This is a genomic window from Rhodococcus sp. 5A-K4 (genome assembly GCF_046097995.1).
Lineage (GTDB): Bacteria > Actinomycetota > Actinomycetes > Mycobacteriales > Mycobacteriaceae > Rhodococcus_F > Rhodococcus_F erythropolis.
Map to the genome: position 1 here is coordinate 1 of NZ_JBJURM010000041.1, position 22,403 is coordinate 22,403.

General features: G+C 62.4%; 22 protein-coding genes and 1 pseudogene. 3 read left to right on the forward strand and 20 right to left on the reverse strand.

Going from position 1 to position 22,403, the window contains the following annotated elements; genetic code table 11:
- Positions 1–152 precede the first annotated feature (152 nt).
- From ACKAMS_RS31190 to ACKAMS_RS31200, 3 genes are read right to left on the reverse strand one after another with little or no spacing between them, the layout of a single operon-like run.
- A complete protein-coding gene (locus ACKAMS_RS31190; protein WP_257784574.1) occupies positions 153–281 on the reverse strand; it encodes a hypothetical protein in 129 nt (42 codons plus the stop codon).
- The gene (locus ACKAMS_RS31195; protein ID WP_042920144.1) at positions 278–664 is read right to left on the reverse strand and encodes a DUF5313 family protein; all 387 of its coding nucleotides are present in this window, start codon (positions 662–664) and stop codon (positions 278–280) included. The genes ACKAMS_RS31190 and ACKAMS_RS31195 overlap by 4 nt, the downstream gene beginning before the upstream one ends.
- A 6-nt stretch (positions 665–670) precedes the next feature.
- Complete coding sequence (locus tag ACKAMS_RS31200) at positions 671–2,401, reverse strand: SulP family inorganic anion transporter (protein WP_042920142.1); 1,731 nt, start codon at positions 2,399–2,401, stop codon at positions 671–673.
- 86 nt (positions 2,402–2,487) lie between these two features.
- Between ACKAMS_RS31200 and ACKAMS_RS31205 the strand changes: the two genes are divergently transcribed.
- The gene (locus ACKAMS_RS31205) at positions 2,488–2,661 is read left to right on the forward strand and encodes a hypothetical protein (protein ID WP_154606736.1); all 174 of its coding nucleotides are present in this window, start codon (positions 2,488–2,490) and stop codon (positions 2,659–2,661) included.
- 154 nt (positions 2,662–2,815) lie between these two features.
- Here the strand turns inward: ACKAMS_RS31205 and ACKAMS_RS31210 are convergent, their stop codons facing one another.
- From ACKAMS_RS31210 to ACKAMS_RS31220, 3 genes are all read right to left on the reverse strand, one after another.
- Positions 2,816–4,714, reverse strand: a complete 1,899-nt coding sequence (locus ACKAMS_RS31210; protein ID WP_042920139.1) for a phosphoenolpyruvate carboxykinase (GTP) — start codon at positions 4,712–4,714, stop codon at positions 2,816–2,818.
- Positions 4,715–4,782: 68 nt separating this feature from the next.
- On the reverse strand, positions 4,783–5,640 hold the full coding sequence (locus ACKAMS_RS31215; RefSeq protein WP_042920135.1) for a hypothetical protein: 858 nt from the start codon (positions 5,638–5,640) through the stop codon (positions 4,783–4,785).
- Positions 5,641–5,762: 122 nt separating this feature from the next.
- Entirely contained in the window at positions 5,763–6,128 is a 366-nt protein-coding gene (locus ACKAMS_RS31220; RefSeq protein WP_019747233.1) for a helix-turn-helix transcriptional regulator, read from the reverse strand.
- Between the two features lie 306 nt (positions 6,129–6,434).
- Between ACKAMS_RS31220 and ACKAMS_RS31225 the strand changes: the two are divergent.
- Positions 6,435–7,010 (forward strand): annotated as a pseudogene (locus ACKAMS_RS31225) (steroid 3-ketoacyl-CoA thiolase); the annotation flags it as partial.
- A 333-nt stretch (positions 7,011–7,343) separates the two neighbouring features.
- On the opposite strand, the gene ACKAMS_RS31230 reads toward ACKAMS_RS31225, so the two are convergent.
- The 4 genes from ACKAMS_RS31230 to ACKAMS_RS31245 all read right to left on the reverse strand — a co-directional run bounded on the left by ACKAMS_RS31230 (position 7,344) and on the right by ACKAMS_RS31245 (position 10,780).
- Positions 7,344–7,931, reverse strand: coding sequence for a DUF4203 domain-containing protein (locus ACKAMS_RS31230; RefSeq protein WP_058228374.1), 588 nt, complete (start codon positions 7,929–7,931; stop codon positions 7,344–7,346).
- A gap of 152 nt (positions 7,932–8,083) precedes the next feature.
- Positions 8,084–9,988 carry an alkyl/aryl-sulfatase gene (locus tag ACKAMS_RS31235; protein ID WP_042920323.1) on the reverse strand — a complete coding sequence of 635 codons (1,905 nt, stop codon included), beginning with the start codon at positions 9,986–9,988 and terminating at the stop codon, positions 8,084–8,086.
- Between the two features lie 174 nt (positions 9,989–10,162).
- Positions 10,163–10,471: a hypothetical protein gene (locus ACKAMS_RS31240; RefSeq protein WP_058228373.1), complete on the reverse strand. Its 309-nt coding sequence runs from the start codon at positions 10,469–10,471 to the stop codon at positions 10,163–10,165.
- A gap of 117 nt (positions 10,472–10,588) precedes the next feature.
- Positions 10,589–10,780 (reverse strand): hypothetical protein, encoded by a 192-nt coding sequence (locus ACKAMS_RS31245; RefSeq protein ID WP_042920127.1) that lies wholly within the window; start codon positions 10,778–10,780, stop codon positions 10,589–10,591.
- Positions 10,781–11,851: 1,071 nt separating this feature from the next.
- Here ACKAMS_RS31245 and ACKAMS_RS31250 point away from each other — a divergent pair.
- Positions 11,852–12,034: a hypothetical protein gene (locus tag ACKAMS_RS31250; RefSeq protein ID WP_128637843.1), complete on the forward strand. Its 183-nt coding sequence runs from the start codon at positions 11,852–11,854 to the stop codon at positions 12,032–12,034.
- Positions 12,035–12,449: 415 nt separating this feature from the next.
- Here ACKAMS_RS31250 and ACKAMS_RS31255 read toward each other — a convergent pair whose 3' ends face one another.
- Genes ACKAMS_RS31255 through ACKAMS_RS31300 form a run of 10 tightly spaced genes read right to left on the reverse strand, consistent with a single transcriptional unit; the run spans position 12,450 to position 22,306 of the window.
- Positions 12,450–13,502, reverse strand: coding sequence for an ABC transporter ATP-binding protein (locus tag ACKAMS_RS31255; protein ID WP_042920120.1), 1,053 nt, complete (start codon positions 13,500–13,502; stop codon positions 12,450–12,452).
- Between the two features lie 59 nt (positions 13,503–13,561).
- Positions 13,562–14,092 carry a hypothetical protein gene (locus tag ACKAMS_RS31260; RefSeq protein WP_042920118.1) on the reverse strand — a complete coding sequence of 177 codons (531 nt, stop codon included), beginning with the start codon at positions 14,090–14,092 and terminating at the stop codon, positions 13,562–13,564.
- On the reverse strand, positions 14,089–14,688 hold the full coding sequence (locus ACKAMS_RS31265) for a hypothetical protein (RefSeq protein WP_042920115.1): 600 nt from the start codon (positions 14,686–14,688) through the stop codon (positions 14,089–14,091). The genes ACKAMS_RS31260 and ACKAMS_RS31265 overlap by 4 nt, the downstream gene beginning before the upstream one ends.
- Entirely contained in the window at positions 14,664–16,124 is a 1,461-nt protein-coding gene (locus ACKAMS_RS31270) for an MCE family protein (protein ID WP_042920112.1), read from the reverse strand. The genes ACKAMS_RS31265 and ACKAMS_RS31270 overlap by 25 nt, the downstream gene beginning before the upstream one ends.
- The gene (locus tag ACKAMS_RS31275; protein WP_042920109.1) at positions 16,124–17,263 is read right to left on the reverse strand and encodes an MCE family protein; all 1,140 of its coding nucleotides are present in this window, start codon (positions 17,261–17,263) and stop codon (positions 16,124–16,126) included. The genes ACKAMS_RS31270 and ACKAMS_RS31275 overlap by 1 nt, the downstream gene beginning before the upstream one ends.
- Positions 17,260–18,366, reverse strand: coding sequence for an MCE family protein (locus ACKAMS_RS31280; RefSeq protein ID WP_042920106.1), 1,107 nt, complete (start codon positions 18,364–18,366; stop codon positions 17,260–17,262). The genes ACKAMS_RS31275 and ACKAMS_RS31280 overlap by 4 nt, the downstream gene beginning before the upstream one ends.
- Positions 18,363–19,361, reverse strand: coding sequence for an MCE family protein (locus tag ACKAMS_RS31285; protein ID WP_042920103.1), 999 nt, complete (start codon positions 19,359–19,361; stop codon positions 18,363–18,365). Before ACKAMS_RS31285 ends, ACKAMS_RS31280 begins: the two co-directional genes overlap by 4 nt.
- The gene (locus ACKAMS_RS31290; protein WP_042920102.1) at positions 19,361–20,365 is read right to left on the reverse strand and encodes an MCE family protein; all 1,005 of its coding nucleotides are present in this window, start codon (positions 20,363–20,365) and stop codon (positions 19,361–19,363) included. Before ACKAMS_RS31290 ends, ACKAMS_RS31285 begins: the two co-directional genes overlap by 1 nt.
- Complete coding sequence (locus ACKAMS_RS31295) at positions 20,362–21,525, reverse strand: MCE family protein (protein WP_058228372.1); 1,164 nt, start codon at positions 21,523–21,525, stop codon at positions 20,362–20,364. The genes ACKAMS_RS31290 and ACKAMS_RS31295 overlap by 4 nt, the downstream gene beginning before the upstream one ends.
- A 1-nt stretch (position 21,526) precedes the next feature.
- Positions 21,527–22,306, reverse strand: coding sequence for an ABC transporter permease (locus ACKAMS_RS31300; protein ID WP_081559622.1), 780 nt, complete (start codon positions 22,304–22,306; stop codon positions 21,527–21,529).
- Positions 22,307–22,403: the final 97 nt, after the last annotated feature.

Below are 22,403 nucleotides of genomic sequence, written 5' to 3' on the forward strand. Positions count from 1 at the left end.
CCGAGGAGTCGACCCATCGGGGTACGAGCTCCCGCAACAATCACAGTGGTCGTGTTCAACGCGTTCTCCAGTCTTTTGCGACGGTCTCGGGGGTCGATTGCCGAGACCGCGTCGGTGAAATGGCCTGTTATCGGATGTTGTCGTGCGTCTGTTCAGGCAGTGAGGATGTAGAACACTGCGGTCATCGCCAGCACCACAGCGGCAGCGGATGCCATCGCCGCGGTCAGGGAGGGAAGGGGCGGATTCATCGGATCATTCGCCGTCAACGGCCGCGCTGTCATGGGCGGTAGCGGGATTCGTAGGCCTGCTTTTCCTCGTCCATTTTCTTTTTCTCGTGCACGTCGAGGAGCGCGGGGCTCAATCCGTGGCTGACCAGACGGTGCCGCAGGTAGATCTTTTTCAAGGCGAGAAGGAAATAGACGAAGGGCAGGAAGAGCAGGAGCACCATGCTGATCCGGATGATCCAGGGGCCGGGGATCAGCAACAGCCCCAGCAGGATCGGCAGCAAGGGGACGATGCACCGTGTCGCGTAGCGGCGGGCGGCGCCGGGGCCGGTGATGTCCTCGATCACCCACGGAATGAACTCGTCCGGCAGGGTGCGTCCGGCGAGGTACTTGAGGTGCTGGGCGAAGGTGGGATGTGCGATGGTTCCGTTCTGGGACATGGTGTTTCATTCCTCGATGTTCATCGATAGGTACTGGTTCCTCGGAAGCACCAGCATGCGGGCGTATTCGATGGCGCGTGGTGTGTCGGAGAAGATGTGTCGGCGTTCGCTGTCGGAGGTGGTGAAGACACCGAGGGCTTTCAGTGGCCGGAGGTGGTCCGGTTTCATACCGGAAATCAAGACGGTGATATGGCGGTGTTCGAGTTTGTCGATGGCGTCCTTGAGGACGATGGCGCCGGTGGCATCGATCGCGGTCACCCGTGACATGCGCAAGATGACGACCTTGACGTCGGAGACGTCCGCCAATTCGAGCAGGAAGCGGTGAGCGGCGGCGAAGAACAAGGCGCCGTCGATGCGGTAGGCGACGATGTGTTCACGGAGCAGTTCGTGTTCTTCGCTCTGGTGCCCGTCGTCATCGAGTGGGACTTGTTCGATCTTGGCCGATTTCGCCACTGCGCGCAGTGCCAGGATCGCGGCGAATGCGACACCGACCGCGACCGCGGTGACGAGGTCGAGTGCGACGGTGACCAGGAACGTTGCGCCCATGACCGCGGTGTCGGCTCGGGTGGCGCGCGCGATGGCGATGATCGAGGCTGTTTCGACCATGCGCACGGTGGTGGCCAGCAGTACCCCGGCGAGAGCGGCCAGGGGTATCTCGGCGACCATGGTCGATGCCAGGTAGACGATCGCGGCCAAGATGACGGCATGGGTGAGTGCGGCGAGGCGACTGCGCGCGCCGGAGCGAACGTTGACGGCCGTGCGAGCGATGGCGCCGGTGGCCGGGACGCCGCCGAACAGGGGTGCGGCGATGTTCGCCAACCCCTGTCCGAACAATTCCCGGTCGGGATTGTGGCGGGTCCCGACTCCCATCGAATCCGCCGCGGTCGCCGACAGAAGTGATTCGAGGGCGGCCAGCGCGGCCACTGCCAGGGCCGGGGCCACCAGCGAGGTCAGATCCCCTAGATGCAGAAAGTTCAGTGTGGGTGCGGCGATGCCGGAGGGGATTTCACCGATGCGGGCGATGTCGAGGTGCAGCAGTTGCGCGGCCAACGTCGCGACAGCCACGGCGACGAGCGAGAACGGAACCTTGGGGAAGTAGCGTCCGCCGACGAGGATGGCGACGGCCACCGCGAGCGCTGTTGCCGGGGTGAGAATCGAGGGGTGCGCGACGAATTTGGCGACCGCGTCCGCTGCGCTGCGCCACACCTTGTCCCCTTCGGCGTCGGTGATACCCAGAGCGGCCGGGATCTGTTGGAGGGCGATGACCACGGCGATACCAGCGGTGAACCCTTCGATGACCGGTGCCGGCATGAAACGCACGGCCCGCCCCACTCCGGCGAACGCCAACACCACCAGCACGATGCCGGCGATCAACCCGACCGCCAGGACACCGGATCCGCCGTATTCGTGAACGATGGGAACCAGGACCACGGTCATGGCCCCGGTCGGCCCGGACACCTGGAACCGGGAGCCGCCGAAGACAGCGGCGACGGCGCCGGCGACGACAGCTGTGGTCAGCCCGGCCGCCGCCCCGAGCCCGGTGGAGATGCCGAATCCCAAGGCCAGCGGAAGAGCGACCAGTGCCACGATCAGGCCGGCCAGCAGATCCGCGCCGGGTGCGCGCAGCGACGAACTCCATTCGCTCCATCGCGGCAACAGGTCCCGTACGGCCTGGGCAGCGCGGCCGAGCGAGTTCTGCGGGGACGGAGTGGAATTCGGTGCGGGCGTAGCGGTCATAAGGTTCCTCGGTACTGCGAGAAGAAAGTGGAAGCCTGTCTGGTTACTTGCTAATATTAGCAAGTAACCAGATGAAGGGAGCGGTGATGCGTGTAACACCACTGCGCGGACTGCTGAGCGCGCCGTTGCTGCAGTGCCGCGAATGTGCCAGGTTGTGCCGTCGGTCCGCGGTGACGCCGGGCGGAAACGTGTGCCCATGGTGTGGGGAGCGGGCGTTGTCGACGGCTGTCCTGGGCTCCCCGCTGCGCTCGTCGAGTTGACGGCGCTCTGGGTGGGAGATCACCACGTTCGGTCTCACGTCAGAAGATCCCGATCCGGGAGGTTGAGGGGCAACTTGACCGGATCGGGACCTTCGGTGAGGGCCTCCAGCGCGAGAGACTCGACGTGAGATGCGCTGGCAGCCCTGCTCGGGGGTCAGCAGTCGTCGGCGCGGGTGCGCACACGCCGGAAATGCGTGTCGCGGGACGGGGCCTCGTCGGTGAGTTCGTAATCGAATGTCGACAGTCGTTGACGCAAGGCACGCAACTCTTCACGCAGCGCGTCGGGGAGTCTGTTGCCGCCGATCGTGGCGTACCACTGATCGATGAGGGGAAGTTCGGCCGCCCACTCCGCCGGGTCGACCTTCAACGCAGCGGCAATGGTGGGGCGATGAAGGTCGAGTCCGGTCAGATCCAAGGCATCGAGGGTCGGAACGTGACCGATCGGGGTCGCCTCGGAGTCACCGGTTCCGTCGACGCGTTCGAGCGCCCACTTGAGAATCCGCGAGTTTTCTCCGAAGCCGGGCCACAGGAACTCGTCGTGGTCGCCGCGGCGAAACCAGTTCACGTAGAAGATCTTCGGCAACTTCGAGGAATCGGTGCGCGCGCCGATATCGAGCCAGTGCTGGAAATAGTCCCCGACGTGGTAGCCCAGGAACGGCAACATTGCCATCGGGTCGCGGCGTACCACCCCGACGGCGCCGGCTGCGGCGGCCGTGGTCTCCGAGGAGAGTGTCGAACCGAGGAAGACGCCGTGCTGCCAGTCGAAGGATTCGGTGATCAACGGCATGGTGGTGGCGCGCCGGCCTCCGAAGAAGATCGCCGAGATCGGAACCCCTGCCGGGTCGTTCCATTCCGGCGCCACTGTCGGGCACTGTGCGATCGGGGTGCAATAACGTGAATTCGGGTGTGCGGCCGGTGTTCCCGATTTCGGAGTCCACTCGCGCTGTTGCCAATCGAGGAGATGCGCCGGGGGCTGTTTGGTCATCCCTTCCCACCACACGTCGCCGTCGTCGGTCAGGGCGACGTTGGTGAAGATGGAGTTCCCTTTCTCGATCGTCGCCATGGCATGTGGGTTCGTCGCGGTGCTGGTACCGGGGGCGACACCGAAGAAACCGGCTTCGGGATTGACGGCGTAGAGTCGGCCGTCGTCACCGAACCGCATCCAGGCGATGTCGTCACCGATCGTTTCCGCGGTCCACCCCTCGAGCGTGGGATCGAGCATCGCCATGTTCGTCTTACCGCACGAGGACGGGAATGCCGCGGCGATGTAGTGCACCACCTCGTCCGGGGAGGTGAGCTTGAGGATGAGCATGTGCTCTGCCAGCCAACCCTCGTCTTTGGCCATTTTCGACGCGATCCGCAAGGAGTAGCACTTTTTCCCCAGCAGCGCGTTGCCACCGTAGCCCGAACCGTAGCTCCAGATGATGCGTTCTTCGGGGAAGTGGGAAATGTACTTGGTGTGATCGCACGGCCACGGGACGTCGACCTGCCCGTCGTAGAGGGGTGCGCCGACCGAGTGCAGGCATTTGACGTACTCGACATCTGCGGCCAGCGCTTCCCAGGCCGGTGTCCCGGATCGGGTCATGATCTGCATCGACACGGCGACGTATTCGGAGTCCGTGATCTGGATCCCGAATTTCGGTTCCGGGGCATCGAGGGGCCCCATACAGAACGCGATGACATACATCGTGCGCCCCGACATCGCGCCGCGGTAGTGCTCGGTCATGACCGTTTTCATGTCGAGCGGGTCCATCCAATTGTTCGTCGGACCGGCAGCCTCGCGTGACTGGGAACAGATGAACGTCCTGTCCTCGACCCGGGCGACGTCCTCGGGATCGGAGACACACCGGAACGAGTTCGGCTTGCGGTCCAGGCGCACGAACGTGCCTTTGTCGACGAGCAGATCGGTCAGGCGATCCCATTCGGCGCCGGACCCGTCACACCAGACCACCTCTCGCGGTGAGGTCAGGTCCTCGACCTCGGCCACCCAGGCCGCGATGTCGGCACGAAGCGCGCCGAGACGAATCGGGTCGGAGTCGATATGGGTTGTCACTGTGTTCTCCTGACATGTGTTCGGTGCGCGGTACGCACCTGTCCGAGCGGGATAGACGGGAAATACGATCAGTGCAGGTGGGTGCTGTATGGAGGGGCGTGGCCGAGAGATTTGGTGACCTGCCTGGCGATGGAGGAGAGCAGCATCCGCTCGTCCGCGGACGGGAGAGTGCACCCCACAGGGGTGATCAACGCCAGTGAGCGCGCGCAGGCAGCGATCATCTCGGCGGTCAGAACCGTGACGCCATGGCCGCAGAGGACACCGAGCAATCCGGGAAGAACGACCGCGCCGTGATCGAAAGTGTCACCAGGCATGCTCACCACTTGCCGCGCGGGCACCGAATCGCCCACGCAGCCATCGAGATCGACGAGAACATCGTTGTGTTCCATCAGTCGGCGCAGCGGAAACTGGTGCGCATCACTCGCACGCCAGCTGCTGATACCGGCGACACCGGACATCAACAACGTCGGCCCGAGCATCGGAGCTCGATGGGCCCCGGTGATCATCACTTGCCCTACCCGCGGCCCCACGACGAGGTTCCGCAGCGCCGAAATCGTCATCGCGGTCAATGTTGCTGTCACGACGTCGATCTCGGTGACGACCAGCGGGCCGCCACGCTCGGCGACCCCGTGCTGCACGGCTGTGGCAGCATTCGCGTCCAGTCCGCCGACGAAGGCAGCGGAGATCCGCGGTCGCAGGCTCAGTACACGGGCGATCACGGTGTTGACGTCCGCCGTCGCCAAGGGCAACCGAACTGCGTGCAGTGCAGTCCGGTCGCAGATCATGGCGGCGTAGTCCTCCATCGCCTCCCACGGTGACCGCGTCCTGACCGCGGCGCGATGCGATCGGGCCGCCGCAACTCCCACCACCGCGACATCGCCGCGGCTCAAGACTGCACTGTTCGGATGGACGTCGTTGGTCGTCACCGCACGCCACCTCTTTCGAATCGATCAACCGGTCGTCCGGTTACCAGTTCTACAATGTACGTACTTTAGCAATTTCGCAACTGGTGGATAAGTGCAGGAACTAGTCCTGCATGATGTGCGCCCTACCGTGCCTTACCGGCCAGAGCGGGCGGCTCCGGAATCTCCTCGACCAGCATTTCGGCCTGGCCGGCGACCATCCCGGTCAAGATGGCGCGCGCCGTGGTCAACAAATCGGCGACACGCGGCGACGTCAGAGCGTATGAGACGGACAACCCTTCCCGCCGCGCAGTCACCAGACCTGCTCGACGCAGAATGGACAGTTGCTGCGACAGATTGGCCGGCTCGATCCCTACCTCGGGAAGCATCTCCGAGACGGCATGCTCACGCTCGCTCAAGAGCTCGAGGACGCGAATACGTGCGGGGTGTCCCAGCGTCTTGAAGAAATCGGCCTTCATCTGATAAAGCGGCTGGCGCGAGTTCACAACCACGACGCCTCCTGTCACTCGAGTCGGATCGGCGGCATGCGCGTAGGTGTGGCGCGCCGCTGTCCTGCCCCTGCGAATCGAGCGCAGAAGCTCCCACCGGTTGTGGTACTTGCGAATCTTAGCAATTTGCGTGGGTATTCGTCGGCGCAGAGCGGGAAGTGTCGGCCATGGCGAAGACTCAAAGCACAACATGTTTCAGAAAAGGGGCGTCAGTGATTTGAAACATGTTGTGGTATAGCTTTATTCGTCGCCCTGAAAAGGACAAACACGTTCTAATAATTTTTGCTACTCGAGGAGGTACGACAACACATGGGAAATCCTGTGATCGTGGAAGCGGTACGCACTCCCATCGGAAAGCGCGGAGGATGGCTCTCGGGTCTGCACGCCGCCGAACTGCTGGGAGCCGCTCAACGAGGGCTACTCGATCGTGCGGGACTCGATCCGATGCTCGTCGAACAAGTCATCGGGGGGTGCGTCACGCAGGCTGGCGAACAGTCCAACAACGTGACGCGGACCGCATGGCTGCATGCCGGTCTTCCCTGGCAGACCGGGTGTACCACCATCGACTGCCAATGCGGTTCCGCCCAACAGTCGACCCATCTGATCGCCGGTCTGATCGCCACCGATGCGCTCGACGTCGGGATCGGCTGTGGCGTCGAAGCGATGAGCCGGGTGCCCCTCGGCGCCAATGTCGGTGTGCATGCCGGACCTCGTCGTCCTGCCTCCTGGAACATCGACATGCCCGATCAATTCGAGGCCGCCGAACGCATCGCCCGTCGTCGCAATCTGACCCGGGCCGACATCGAAGCCTTCGGTGTGCACTCGCAGGTGAAAGCGCACCGCGCGTGGGCGGAGCACCGTTTCGACACCGAAGTGCTGCCTGTTGGATTCGAGTTTTTTAGGCCTTTCGCTAAACGGGCTTCTGCGAGTGATTTGCGTAGCCGGTCTTGGCGTTCTCATGGGAGTCGAAGGTGAGCTGATCGGTCGACCGATACAGGTGATGTCTGCGCCCTATCGAGCAGTGCCGAGATGCTCGGAAATATCCGAACCCAGCGATGACGAATCGATTTGCACTTGGGGGGTTCGCTGGGTTGAGTTTCGAAAAGTATTTGGCCACTGCATGTGTGGGGGATCACTGCATGTGTGGGTAATGACGCTAAGGGTGCATGCAGGGGAGTCGACCGCACAAGGTCCTGGAGGGATTCAGGACCTTTCGGCCTAGGGACTGGTGCTACCAACTAGAGTGTTCTTTACTCCGAGCTTCTCTGCGAAGAGGTGTCGCTGGACGATCCATCCGGCGACGCTGAGCGCGATCCACGCGGCCGTGGCGAAGATCTGTTGCCAGCCTGGCTGTGGGCTTCGGAGGAATTCGAGCGCGTCCGTGGTCCGTCCCAGCCCGTTGAGGATCATGCTTGCACCTCCGATGGAGGTGAGCCACAGTAGTGCTCGGGCGCGGTATTTGTCTGCCAGGAAGGCTGCGGCGACCGCGACGGCGAGTATGACGATCGCACTCAAAGCCCAGTCGTTGTCTCCGGGTTGAAGCACGTCGGCGGTGCGGGCGCCGGCCATCGCGCCGGCGAGCCCGCCGATGAAGTAGGCGGAGAACTTGAAGACGAGAGTGGTCACGATCCAGGCGCTGACAGCGCCGATGAGTCCGAACAGCAGCAGCGCAGTCAGTGAGGCGTGGAAGAGGTCCGCCATCATCCAGCCGAGCCCGAAACCGATGGCCAACACACCCAGGTGCAGGGAGCGGATGCCGTAGAAGCAGAGCAGGAGCCCGACCAGTAGGACCGCGATTCCGTTCATGTTCACTCCTTGATCGGTGCAGGTCTGCGGATGGTGGCGACAGGACCGGGTCAGACCAAGTTCAGCGAGGTGACCGGTGTCGATTGGTCATTCACGAACCCCTCGCCCGGGAGTCTTCGCCGTTACGCAGAATCCCGGGTGAGGAGTGCGGGTTAGCTCGGCCGTTCCGGGGTGACGATCGCGAAGTTCTTGTCACCTGGTTCGAGCACCGCTGCCAGGCGGCCGAGAACAGAGGCGTCGCCGCTGATTTCGATGCCCGCGTCCGCGAGTCCATCGGCAGAGAGTCCTCCGAGTGCCAAGGCAGGTAGGGCTCGTTTGGTCGTGGTCAGTGTGGCGTCGGCGGAGCCCTTCTGATTGTGAGCGGTGTAGGTGAGCACGCCGTTGGCAAGTCGTAGTCGGTAGCGTTCGTCCACGTCGGTGAGCACGATGTCGATGGATAGTCGCTCGTCCCACGCCTCGGGGCCGTTGACTTGAATGGCGATGGCGTCGAAGAGCATCGCCGGGGTCAGTTGGCCGACGACGTCGGGCGCGGCGGTTTCGGTCGGGGTGCCGAACTGGCCGTCACGCAGTTCTGTGGTACCGGAGAGATACCAGTTGCGCCAGGTACCGTTTTCGGCACCGTAGCCGAGTTGCTCGTAGGCGTCGGCCAGCAGCGCTTTTGCTCCGGCGTGGTCAGGTTCCGCGAACACAACGTGATTGAGTACCTGTGCGACCCAACGGTAATCGCCGGCGTCGAACGAGTCGCGGGCTTTCGTGACGACCGCGTCGACACCACCCATGAATTCGACGTATCGAATGGATTGTTCGACCGGTGTGTGTTCCCACAGACTGGCCGGATTACCGTCGAACCAGCCGATGTAGCGCTGATAGATCGCTTTGACGTTATGGCTGATCGAACCGTAGTAACCTTTTGCGCTCCAGGCATTCTCGAGCGAGGGTGGCAACTGGATCCGCTCGGCGATTTCAGGTCCGGTGAGGCCCTGGTTGATCATGCGCAGCGTCTGATCGTGCACATAGGCGTACAGATCGCGCTGGGTAGACAGGAAGTCGACGACACGTTCCTTGCCCCAGGTCGGCCAGTGGTGCGAGGCGAAGACGACTTCGACGTCGTCACCGAACATGTCGATGGTTTCAGTGAGGTACTGCGACCAGCCGTGGGGATCACGCACGACGGCGCCTCTCAAGGTCAGCAGATTGTGGAAGGTGTGGGTCGCGTCTTCGGCGGCGCACAGCGCCTTGAAATCGGGGAGGTAGATCAACATCTCCGAGGGCGCTTCGGTATCCGGCGCCATTTGGTAGACGAGGCGCACGCCGTCGATGGTGTCCTCGTGTCCGGTGGTGGTGACGATGTCGGTGGGAGCGATGAGCGTGACGGTTCCGATGGACACGGTCTGTCCCAATCCGCCGCCAACCTGTCCCTGTGGGCCGCGGGCCAGTGCAGCGCCGTACATGTAGCCGGCGCGTCGCCCCATCGCGGTTCCCGCGTAGACGTTCTCGGAGACGGCGTGTTCGACGAATCCTTCCGGTGCAATGATTTTCACCGCCCCGGAGTCAACTTCCTCTTGCGAGACGAAACCTTTGACACCCCCGAAATGGTCGACGTGCGAGTGGGTGTAGATGATCGCTTTGATCGGCCGGTCGCCGCGATGTTCTCGATAGAGTTCGAGGGCAGCTTTACCTGTTTCGGCGCAGAGCAAGGTGTCGATGACGATGACCCCCTCGTCACCTTCGATGAAGGAGGTATTCGACAAGTCCATTCCGCGGACCTGATAGATGCCCGGGACTACTTCGAACAATCCGGCGATGGCAACGAGTTGGGATTGCCGCCACAGACTCGGATTGACGGTGTCGGGTGCGTCGCCTTGCAGGAACGAATAGGTGTCGTTGTCCCAGAGGACGGTTCCGTCCTCGGCGGTGACCGCGTTCGGTTGGCGGCGGCCGACAAGGCCGCGGTGTGCGTCGTCGAAATCCTGCGTATCGGAGAACGGCAGACTCTCGAGGAGTGCCTTCTGCTGGCGGATGATTGACTCGGATGCCGCATTCGATGTCGTAGCCATACCGACAGTGTGGAGCGCGGTGGGCATGTTTCACTTCACCTGTTAGGGGTGATTGACGGCCGACGAAGTCTCGAACGGTGAAGTCGTGCAACAGCGTGACGCGCCCGTGCGCCGGCACGGCGCGGGTGTATCGGCGGATAGATCAAGCTCAGGGTCGACCTCAAGGTGAAGTAGCTACGCAGTAGTCGAAAGCACAGGTAGCCAGGCACGTATTTCACCGAGCTCGGTTGCCAGATCAAGCAATCCGTCCGGGGTAGGTTCCGGCGGCCTCGTCGACGGCGGCGATGGTGTCGCCGCCATCGTGCGGTCGAGTCGGCGACACTCGATGAGTTGGCCGTTGAGCTGAACATCGAGGATCCAGGTGAGATCGTCCGGGGGCGAGGGAATCTGCATGACGACCCGAATCGATTGCGGAATACAGTGACCTTGGCAGATCAGCGAGGGAGTATCCGATCCGCCAGCGATGCTGTCGGTGATCTGCACGGGCCGTGGTGTCGGCGCCGAGCGAGTCCACGGGAACTTCGTTGCCGACGGCAGGTACCGTGCGTAGCGCCTGTGGGTCGCTGCGATCGGAATCGGACGTGGACACCACCGGTCTGGTCAGAAACCGGAGATGAGATCACCGTTTGGTTGGGTGATCGTCACAACCGGCGAGCCCTCGAATCTTCCGAGGGCTATGGCCTCGTCCGGGCCTTCGGGTGCGGACCATCCGAGCCCGGTCACCGCATCGCCGGGACCGACGATCACGGTATTCTCTGCGCCGGCGTCCGGCAGGACATTCGAGTACGTCACCAGATAGCCCGCTCGCGTCAGTGCGCCATTCGTCTCCCGCGTCGGCGAGCACGATGGTCAGGTGTTACTACCCCTGAGTTTTACATTGCGAGGTCGACGTTGAAGAAAGGTGACGGTCTCGTCTGGTCTCCTGCATCGGTTCCAGGAGGCGAGTATGTCAGCGCGGACATGGCGCAGACGGGCGTGGAATGCCGAAACAGTCAGTCACGTAAAGCAATATGGGCGGAGGGCGGCGATAGGCCCGCCATCCCGATAGAAGTCACGAACTCCGGGCTCGGCGGTCGTAAACACTAGTGAGACGGAAGTCGTCGAGCGCAGCGAGTGTCGTGTGGTGTGGGCGATTCGCCGGCTGCTGGTGGTGGCAGCCGACGAATCGGGTGTATCCCTTGCTCGCGTGTGGGGATGCCGCAGGCCGTTTTCCGGTTGGTGCTCACCTGGGGAAGGCCCTGGTCGGCGACTCGTTGCGTGTGCAGCTCTCCGCCGTGAAGTTGGCTACCCGTCGAGGGTTGCGGTGAAACGGAACTGTCAGCTTGCACCCTTGGGCGTAGCCGGAGCAGGCGGACAGTGAGCGGCTAGCTGAGTTGCCTCGCCGCGTGCTGCGCGAGGGTGTGACGTGAAGCCGGGGCGCGCGCGGTCAGTGGGGCTCGGCCGAGGTGGCTCCGACGAGGCTGAGCAGTGGTCGTAGCGGGTGACGTTGCTCAGCACTGCTGGTGCAGGTTGTTCGGTGGTCGTGATGGATGTGGTGGCGCCGCTGGGGTGGGATCCAGGGTCCTTCGTAGACGAGGTTGCCACAGTGGCGGCATTGTGTGCGGAAGTATCCCTTGTCCATCGACGGTTATGGGCCTTTCGGTGATGTGCATCTGAATCGAATCGTATTGTACTGCAGGCTGTCCCGCATTTTATGCGCTTGGCGGGTGGTGTAAATCCAATTTGATGCTTCGAGGAAGCGGGTGTCGGTTCGGTAACCTGTCGTCATCAGGGGGGAGGTGATCATCGCACGCAGCTTGAAGAGGAGTAGGGCGCTCACTGTTTCGATGGGGTGAGAAGGACTGCGAGGAGGTCAGGTGCTGGTTGCGCAGCGAGAACGTCACCAGGTCGGTGGTCGGTCAGATCGGCGGGCGAGGTGTAGAAGCTGTCGGACAACGCGGCCGGGTAGAGATCGGCGACGCACTCGCTGGCGGGTCGACGGCAACGACCGCAGCGGTGCCTGCCGCACAAGCGGCCAGGAGCGCAGCGATAGTTTCCGGCGTGTGATCTCGATGGTGTGAGGCGCATTCCTCAGTTTTCGTCAAAGTCCGAGCGCAGCGCATCGCTCACGAAGTCGCACTCGCCGCTACGACGAGCATCACCCAGTTTCTGTCCGTTCGAGCAAGTACAGATCCAATGCCCGCATCACCAGGAAATTCAGCGGAACCACCCGCGAGTTCCGCGGTTTCGCCCACACCGCCATTGGAATTCTCTCGACGCACCCACACGCACCACGTTTCCGGCCGTGATGCACCGCATTGTCCGGCAGTAGATGCAGATCACTTGATTTTGCATGAGGATCGCAGCCGGGGTGCGCACGTGCAGCAAACCAGTAGCCGCCTCGAAACTCGCCGACATGACCGAAATCGCGGCTATCGGCTTCACCGGCCGTGTGCACATGCGCAACGGAGACAGGCATAGGTTAGGGAATGCTCCAATCATGAACGTCGATGGCTCCGAGTTCTTCTGTAGCGGAATCGAAGTCGCTGTAGATCTGGTGTTCCTCGAAACTTTCTTGGATGGCGATCTGTGCACTCTCAGGCAGGGTGTGCATGATCTGGCGGACACGTTCCTGACGGCGACCGACGGCCTGACGCTCCGGGTTACCGGGCGTTGCCTTCATCTGCGGAACGATGCCCTCGACATCGTCGACACCACCGGCGTGGTGACCGGCGTCGACGAGCGCCTGCTCGTGCGCCATCTGAGCCTCGTCCTTCTCCTCCGACATACCGATCGGACCGATCATGGTGCCGTTGAGGAACTGTTTGACGACGGGCTCGTCCGACGTGAGGAGTACCTCACGCGGGCCGAACATGACAAGTTGGCGACGGAAAAGCATGCCGATGTTGTCCGGCACGGTTCGTGCGAGGTTGATGTTGTGCGACACGATTAGAATCGTGGCGTCGCTCTGCGCGTTGATGTCGATGAGCGTCTGGCTGATGTAGGTGGTGCGAACCGGGTCGAGGCCGGAGTCCGGCTCGTCGACGAGGATGATTTCGGGATCGAGAACGAGCGCCCGCGCCAAACCTGCACGTTTACGCATACCACCGGAGATCTCGCCGGGGAGCTTTTCCTCGGCGCCGACGAGACCCGTCAGATCGAGCTTCTCCATCACGATCTTGCGGATGTCCGACTCGGACTTCTTGGTGTGTTCGCGCAATGGGAAAGCGATGTTGTCGTACAAGTTCATGGAACCGAAAAGTGCGCCGTCCTGGAAGAGCACACCGAACAACTTGCGAATCTCATAGAGTTCCTTGGACGAGCACTGGAGGATGTCCGTGCCGTCGATCAGGATGGAGCCCTGTTCCGGGCGGAGTAGTCCGATCAGGGACTTCAAAAATACCGACTTACCGGTGCCCGACGGTCCCAGAAGAGCACTGACCTCTCCGGCAGGGAGCGTCAACGACACATCCTGCCAAATCCTTTGCGAGCCGAAAGACTTGGTCAGGTCGCTGACTGAAACTTCGACACCCATCGCGTGACTTCCTTACATCGATTCGTGAACGGGGGAATTCGGGTAGTTGATGCCGGGGCTCAGATCGGGGTCATTTCGGTGATCTGCCAACCGTTGTCGTCGAGGTGCAGCGAAACCTGGATACGGCTGCCGTCCAGCTTGGGGGCGGGACTGTCAGTGCTGGTGGTCGACTGGTTGACGAACATCAGCACGGTGGCGGCATCGGTGTCGGACGAGACTACAGAAGATTCCACGACAGTGGCCGAGGTGACTACCTGTCGCTTCTTCGCGGACGGGATGATGATGTCTTTGCTTACGCTCTCGAACTGAGTGCGGAAGTCGCCCCCGAGATGCGCGAGTGCGCTGGTGAAGTGGTCGTCGACGGTGTTGAAGTCGTAGGACAGGATGTCGGGGACCATTTGCGTGGCCTGCGTGAGGGCTTGCTGCCGGGTGTCTTCCTGGCTGCGGCCTTCGTAGGCGAGGATTGTCAGCGTCGCACTGGCGATTGTCACCGCGACCGTCAGGACGCCGAGGCCGGCGACCACCAGGGTGCGTTTGCGGCTGCTCCACGTGTTGAGGAACGAGGTGATGCGAGAGATGTAGGTAATCATGCGACGAACTCCACGTTGGATACCAGCCAGCGACCGTCGACCTGGTCGAGTGTCATTTTCATGCGGTAGACCCGCAGCTCACCGTCGGGTGCCTCGGTGTTCTTGACCGTCGATGTGACTGCCGCGAGGACGGTGGCGTGATCGTCTGTCGCGTCGATGATTCCGACGGACTTCACTTCCCCGGTGGACTCGACCTGTCCCTCGTTCAGCACATCACCGAAACCACCTGAGGAGGTGGTGAACTGGTCGTGGAATGTTCCGGTAGTGCCGTCGGAGACCCTCTGGATATCCTCCTTGAGGCTCTGGTGGCGGAGGGTTACCAGATTGGTGGCCATCTGTGTGGCGGTATCGAGGATGGTGATGTCGCGGGATGCGGCTGTTTCCGTAGTCCGCCAGTCGTTCCACGAGTTTATCCCCAAAACAGTGCCCGCCAGCACGAGAGCACCGGCGAACACGATTGCAGCGAGGGTAATACGGCCGGTCTGTCGGCTTGCGGAGTCGCCGGAATCGGTGGTGTGAGTGTGTGTTTCGGGTTGGTCGAGGACGTTTTCGTCGTCGATCGTCTCGGTGGCTAACGCAGTAGCAGACTTTGCCATGTCAGTTCCTCCTTGGACCGGGTGGGGGTTGTGGCGTCGATGGAGTACAGGGTGCCGTCTGGGGCTCGGAACGTGCCGGTGATCGGGTCGTAGGGTGAAGTGGTGATCGCCGGCGTTTTGCTGATGTCCCAGGAGGCTGGGGTTGCCGTGACGGGCGTCGGCTGAGAGCTGTCGGACTGTTCGGGCGTCGTGGGCGGTTCCCCCGGCGCCGGGGTGTAGGGCTGCCCTGGCCGAGCCAGCATCTGCGGCCAGTTCGACGGCAGGCCGCCTGGGCATTCCCCGACCTCGGCCGTGCGCACAGCAGGGTCGGTGGCGCAGGGGAGGTTGCGAGCACCACGGACCACACGGGGCTCGTTCGGGGGCAACTTGCAGTACGGGTCGATGGCCGGTTCGGCAGGGGACAGATCGCCGGGGTCCCGGCGCTGGGTCTGTCCGTATCCTTCGGTGCAGGGCAGGGGATTAGCGGTGTTGCCCAGCTTGATATCGAGAGGTCCCTGGCCGTAGGTGCGGTCTGCGCCCTGCACGCCCAGATGTGAGTAGTTGATCGCGGCCGACAACGCCGGATAGACCACCAAAATCTGGCGCAGACCGGGTAAGTTGACCCGCAACACTTCACCTGTGCTCTGCAGGTTCGCCAACAGCAGCGGCAGCGACGGTTGGAGATCGGTCATAGTTCCGCCGAATGCGTCGAAGAATGCGGGGCCGCTGTCCAATGCTCCGCGAATCTGTGTGTCATTCATGGTCAGCTGCTCGGTGAACGAGGCCAGATCGGTGGCGAAGCTGGTGATGTCCGAGCCGGCCTCGTTGGCTGCAGCGAGGACAGGCTCGGCGTCGTCGATCAAGGTGGTGGTCGGTGTCAGGTTCGCTTGCGCGAGCGCGATGAGTGGGCGGGTGGAGTCGATCAGCTGGGACAGGGCGGTGCCGGCACCATCGAAAGCAATGTACGCCTCGTCGACGGTGGTCTTCAGGTCCTCCTTGGGCAGTCCTTCCAGGAGGGTGTTCACCTCGTCGACCACTTTCGCGGCTGGCACGGGCAGGGTGGTGCGGGATCGATCGATGACGTCGCCGTCGCCCAGGAATGGTCCCTCGGAGGTAGTCGGCATCAGATCGACGTACTGCTCACCGATCGCTGACACGCTGCGTACGTATGCATCGGTCGCCTGGGGAATCTTGTGGTCTGAGTCCAGCTGCATATGCACGGTCACGTGGTCGGGGTTCACGTCGAGGGATTCGACGACGCCGACGTCGACGCCGCGGTAGGTGACGAGCGCGTTCGGGTAGAGTCCGCCAGCTCGTTCGAGTTCGACATCCACCGAGTACATTCCGATACCTGAAAATCGCTTCAACCCCATGTAGCTGTAGACGGAGTTACCGACGGCGACGATTGCGACAACGGTGAAAATGACGAGTTGGGTGCGGACAAGTTTCGTGCGCATCAACGCTGACCTCCCTGCTGTTGGGGTGTCCCGACGGCAGGAAGTGCGGCCGGGTGCGACTCGGTGGGTGCCAGCAGCGGGTTGGCGGCTTGTCTGGCCGGGTTGAGGCCGGCCAGCTCGGAAAACGGAATGCTGCCGAGCACCTTTCCGCCCACTGTCTCGGCGCTCACATCGAGGGTGAGGAACAGGTTCACGTAGTCACCACGCGCCGCGCGCTCGGTGGTTTCGATCGGGAACGGCATGGTCGCGGCGATCTTGAGCGCCTCGGGGATCGAATCCCCGACGGAGGCGAGTTGACTCAATGTGGGCTGCAACGCGGTGAGATTGGCGTGCAGATTCGCCCGGCTGCTGTCGAGCACCTCAGTGGCGACTTGGCCGAACTCACCGACGCTGGTCAGCATCGTCGTCAGTTGCTTTTGCTGGTCGTTGAGCACTTGTATGGCCGGGGTGATGGTCTCGATGCCTCGGTCGAGTGTTCCGTTCTGCGCTGCCAACTCGCCGCCGAGCCGGTCGAGCCCGTCGATAGCGCGCACGATGTCGGCTCGCTGCTGATCGAGTCCGCCCATAAAGGTCTCCAAGTTCCCGAAGAGCTCATGCAGATTCTGCTCCCGACCGTCCAGGACACGAACGAGTTCGGAGGTCACCGTGCGGACCTGCTGTAGCCCACTGCCGTTGAGAACCAGGGACAGGGCGGACAGAACTTCTTCAGTGGAGGCGTACTGACTGGTACGGGACAGGGGGATGATGGCTCCGTCCTGCAGGGTTCCCGTTGGCTCTTCTGCGGCTGGAACCGTCAGTTCCAGATACTGCGAGCCGAGCACACTGTTCTGTGTCAGCTTCGCAGTGACGTTCGCTGGGATCGCGGCGTCGTCGCGCAGCTCGAGTGTCAGGTGAGCGATCCAATCCTCTCCACCGATGCGAGCGATATTCCCGACGATGACGTTGTCCGCCTTGACCGGCGAGTTGCCAACCAGATTCTGGATGTCAGCGAGCTCGACTGTGACTTCGTAGGTCTCGCCGCCGACGGCGTTTCCTGGTAGCGGGATGGAATTGATGCCGTCGAATCGACATCCGGTGGCTGTCACCGCGATCCCGAGTGCCAAGGCCGAGCAGGTGGCGAGCTGTTTGATCGAAATCATCGGGTTCCTCCACTCGGAGCTGGTGCGCCAGCGCCTTGGACCAGGCCGTTGGCGAGTGTTCCTGTGGCCTTGATGCATTCGTCGGCCGGAGCGTCGACTGTGGTGAGAAGGGCACAGATCAATGACCGTGGGTCGGGGGTATCGGAAACGGCTATCGCGGCTGTCAGCGAGTTCGAGTCGGGGTCGTAGATGTTGTAGAAATTCGTCAGCGAGGTTGGAGCGGAGTGCAGTATCGAGGCGAGCGCGTCCTCGCGGTCGACTAGCTGGCGGGTGATGTCGGTGAGCTTACCCACGTCGGTGGTCAGTGCTCCGCGATTGTTTTGGAGGAACTGGGTGACCTCGTTGAAGGTTGTGAGCATGCTGTTGAGCAGGGCATCGAGTTCGGTGCGGTTGTCGTTGAGTACCGACGACGTGGTGGCGAGTTCCCTACTGAAGGCCGTGATTTGCTGCTCGTTGGCGGCCAGTGCGCTGGTGAACGACTGCAGATTCCGGACGGAGGCGAACAGGTCCTCCCCGCCCTTGCTGAGCGTGGTGGTCGCGTCGGCGAGCTGGACGAGGGAATCGTGCAGGGTCTGGCCGTTGCCGCGCAGGGTGTCTGCGGTGTTCGCCACGAAGTCGTTTAGTGATCCGTCTGGGTTCTCAGGCGTGCGGCCGACGTCCTGCGCGAGTTTGACGACTTGCTCCTTGACCTCGTCGAACTCCATTGGTATCGCGGTGCGTTCGACGGGGATCATCTGTCCGTCCTGCATCTTCTCGCCCTCGGTGTAGGCCGGCGCGAGCTGGATGTATCGGCCGGTGACCAGGACCGGTGCCACGATCACTGCCTGTGCGTCAACCGGGACGTCGTAGTCGCCGTCGTATTCGAACTCGACCCGGACGCGATCACCTTCCGGAATGATCTCGTTGACCCGGCCGACAGGGACGCCGAGGATCATGACGCGGTCGCCGACATATAGTCCTGTCGTGCTCCGAAAGTAAGCGGAGACCTGGTGGGTGGCGTTGGTAGCGACCCAGGTCCCAGTTCCGGCCACGACGGCGACCACGACCACGATGAGCAGCAGAACTTTCGCCGGCATACGAGTGGGCTTGCGTGTCCCCTTCATCGAGGACCTCCGAGACTGCCGGGAAGCTGACCTGCAAGATTCGCGGGCAGAATGTTCTGCAGAAGCGCCCCGAAAAATGGCCCGCTGCCCACGACGTCACCGATTTGCTTGGAATAGCGTTCGAGACCGGTTAGGGAGGCGTTGATGTTGTCGTAGTTGTTGTTCAAGGTGGTCACCAGGATGTCCACCTGCGAGAGGGTGGGTGTGAGGGTGCCTTCGTTGTCCCGCTTCAACGCGGTGAGTTCGTCGGCGATCTGCCGGGCCTGCACGAGGATGTTGTGGATAGAGTCGGCCCGCTGATTGAGCGTGGAGAACAGGGACTGACCCTGGCCGAGCAGTTGGGCGACACGCTGACTGCGGTCGGAGAGGACGTTGCTGACGCCTGCGGTGTTGGTCAGCAGGTGACGCAGTTCGGCATCGCGACTGGCCACCGTCTCGGACAACCGGGACAGTCCAGTCAGTGACGACTGCAGGTCGGGGGGGAGAGCCTGTTCGACCTGCGAGAGCTGATCGAGAGCGCCGGACAGATCGACGGTGTCCGTCTTGGAAACCTTGTCGGTCACTTCTTCGAGCGATCGTGTCAGGTCATATCCGGACGTGGTGTTGGCGAGCGGAATCGTGCCGCCTCGACCGAGCTCCCCGCCGCCTCCCGGCGCGAGTTCGAGATACCGGCGTCCGAGCACAGTCTCGACCTTGATAGTGGCATGGGTGTCGTCACCGAGGCGTATATCGCCGCTGTCGGCATCGAATTCGACGTCGACCTTGTCTCCGTCCAGCGAGATCTTCCGCACCTCGCCGACCTTGACACCGGCGATCTGGGTGGTGTCACCCACCGCCAGACCGCTCGCGTCGCCGAACTCGGCGTGATACGTCTTCGCAGCGATACCGGGCATCGTGTCGAAGTTGAGGGCGAGGGCGATTGCACCGACGAGGATGAGGGTGCCTACGACGCCGATACGGATCGGGTTCCGTTCGAGGAATGACTTAGTCATCATTATTTACACCTTTCGGCGGGCGCGGTGAACATCGGCGTGACTCCGCCTGGTCCCTGCGCGTACTTGACCGCCAGCCCGCACACGAACAGGTTCATATAGCTTCCGTATCCACCGGCCCGACCAGTCAGGCGGTAGTTCTCGGGCAGCTTGGCCAAGATCATGTTTAGGGTGTCGGTCTTGGCATTGAGTCGACCGGCCAGGTCGCCGAGGGCCGATACGTCCTGCGCGATGGCGGGACGGTTCTCGGTAAGAACCTCGGCCAATGTCTTGGATGCGTCGTCGATCTGTCCCAAGGAGCGGCTGATCAGTCCCCGGTCGTCGTTGAGACCTGCGACTAGGTGCTGCAGCTGATCGACGAGCGCCCCGAACTGGTCGTGCCGGCTATTTACGGTGCCGAGAACGGTGTTGAAGTTGGTGATCACCTGACCGATGGCCTGATCGCGGTCAGCGAGGGTGTTAGTGAGGGTGTCGACTTGGGTGATCAGCGTGCTGATACTCGATTCCTGACCGTTGAGGACCTGGACCAGAGAGGTGGACAATTGGTTGGTCTGGTCCGGGTCCAGGCCCTGGAGAAGGGGACGGAAACCGTTGACGACCTGGTCAAGATCCAGAGCGGAGGTCGTCTGCGCGAGTGGGATGGGGCCGTCGAGCGGACGCGGATCGAATGCACCCTGGGACAGGTCGACATATCGGTCCCCGATCAGGTTCTTGTACTTGATCTTCGCTTCGGTGGCAGAGGTCAGCGGCCGCTCGGTGGACAGAGAGAAGGTGACCACGGCCGTGCTGTCCGAGTTGAGAGCGACATCGGTGACCTTGCCCATTGGCACTCCCGCCACCCGGACGTCTGCACCGCTCCCGATTCCGGAAGCGCTGGAGAAGACTGCACTGTAAGTGTGTGTGCTGCCGAACCGAAGATTGCCGACCAGTGTGGCGACACCGAACCCGGTCAGCATGGTCACCAACACGAAGATCAGCAACTTGAATACCGGTGTGCTTTTGGTCATCGCAGACCTCCCAGGAAGAACTGCGCGAAGGGGTTCCCGATCAGATCCGTCGGGGTCCGTGCGGGACGATATGCGTTACTGCCGTCATCAAAGTTGGTGTGCCCCTGCGGCTGTGTCCAGTCGTAGCAGGCAACGGGACCGTCCGCCTGCACCACTGGTAGGTTGGCCGGGTTCGTATACGGCGGGTCGCCCATCAACAGGGTGCCGAGGATGTTCAACCCCGGCATATCGCTTCCCCCGAGCGTCCGTTCGAGGTAGGTATTGGACTGCTTCAGGCTTTCGACGAAGCAGGGAAGGGCTGGCGCGCGCTCGGCGAGCAGGTCCGTGGTCGGCGCCAACGATGACAGGGATTCTTTCAGCGGTGCGCCGGCGGCGTCGAGCAAGGAATGACCGCTGTTGCCGAAGCCGGTAAAGCTGAGGATGAACGCGTTGAGTTGGTCTTGGCGTTCGGTGATCGTCGTCGCGGTGGTGCTGGCGTGATCGACAGTTGCCATGAGGTCAGGAGTCGCGGCTGCGAGGATGTCGGTGGTCTGTGCGCCTTGCGCAAGGTCACGTTGCAGTGTGGGGATGCTGTCGTTGAAACTCGACAGATAGGTGTCGAGGTCGACCAAGGTGTCGCCGAGTTTGTCGCCGCGGCCGTGGAGCGACGTCGCCAACGCATTCAAGGTCCCGTTGACCTTCTCCGGTTCAACGGTGCGTAACACCGTAACCAATGATTCGAGCAGATCGTTGATTTCCGTCGCAACCTGCCCGGTCGACAGCACAGTTCCCGCCGAGATCGACTCGGGGGAGGGAGATTCGGGTTGCATGAGGGTTACGAACTTGCGGCCGAACAGGGTCGTGGGATCTACTGCCGCAGAGACGTTCGCTGCGATCGAGGACGCACGGTTTTTGTCGATGTCCATCGATATCTCGGCGTGTCCGTCGACCAGTTTCACGTCGATGACGCGGCCGACGACGACCTCGCGCATCTTTACGTCGGATCCGGGTTCGAGCGACAATCCGGCGCGGGTCGCATACAGCTTGACGGGGATGGCCGAGGTGAAGCTTCCCCGGTAGACGGCGATCGAGGTCGCCGTCGCGAGCGCTCCTACCACGATCAGGACCAGGCCGAGTGTGACGTAGGCCTTGCGGCTGTGTTCTGTCAGATGTCCACTCATGTCAGCCCGACACCCGCACAGCCCCGGCGGTGCCGCCGTACACGGCGATACCGATAAGTAGGTCGATGATCATGATGGAAATCAGCGAGGTCCGCACTGCTCGACCGACCGCGACCCCCACACCGGCTGGACCTCCGACGGCATTATAGCCGTGGTAGCAGTGCACGCACATCACCACGACGGCCATCGCCAGCACCTTGACCGCGGACCAGATCACATCGCTGGGTACGAGGAAGACGTTGAAGTAGTGCGAGAACGTGCCTTCGGCTTCCCCAACTATATAGACTGTGACCAGCTGGGTGGCGGCGAAGCCGATGAACAAGGCCACCGAATACAGTGGGATCACTGCGATCACGCCGGCTAGCACCCTTGTGGTGACGAGGTACGGCAGTGACGGAATCGACATGGTTTCCATTGCGTCGATCTCCTCGCTCACGCGCATGGCCCCGAGCTGTGCGGTGAAACCGGCGCCGACTGTCGCTGTCAGTGCGATGCCGGCTATCACCGGGATCGCTTCGCGGGTGTTGAAGAAGGCAGAGATGAAACCGGACAGGGCGCCGAGGCCGATGTGGCCGAGCGAGGTTGAACCCTGCTGGCCGACCTCGTATCCCACGGCGGCGGTGAGCATGGCGATGACCACGAGGGTGCCGCCGATTACGGCGAGGGCTCCGGTGCCCATGCTCACTTCGGCGAGGAGGCGGACGGTCTCAGCGCGGTAGCGCCGAAGGGTCCGCGGAATCGACGCGATGGTGTGGTTGTAGAAGGAGAGTTGTCGGCCCATCTCCTCGAGATGGCTGACCGGCGCATCAATCAACTTGATCGCGGCGGCTCCGGTTCCCCGGAGAACCGTAGGTTTGTTGGCTATCGACACGAGATTC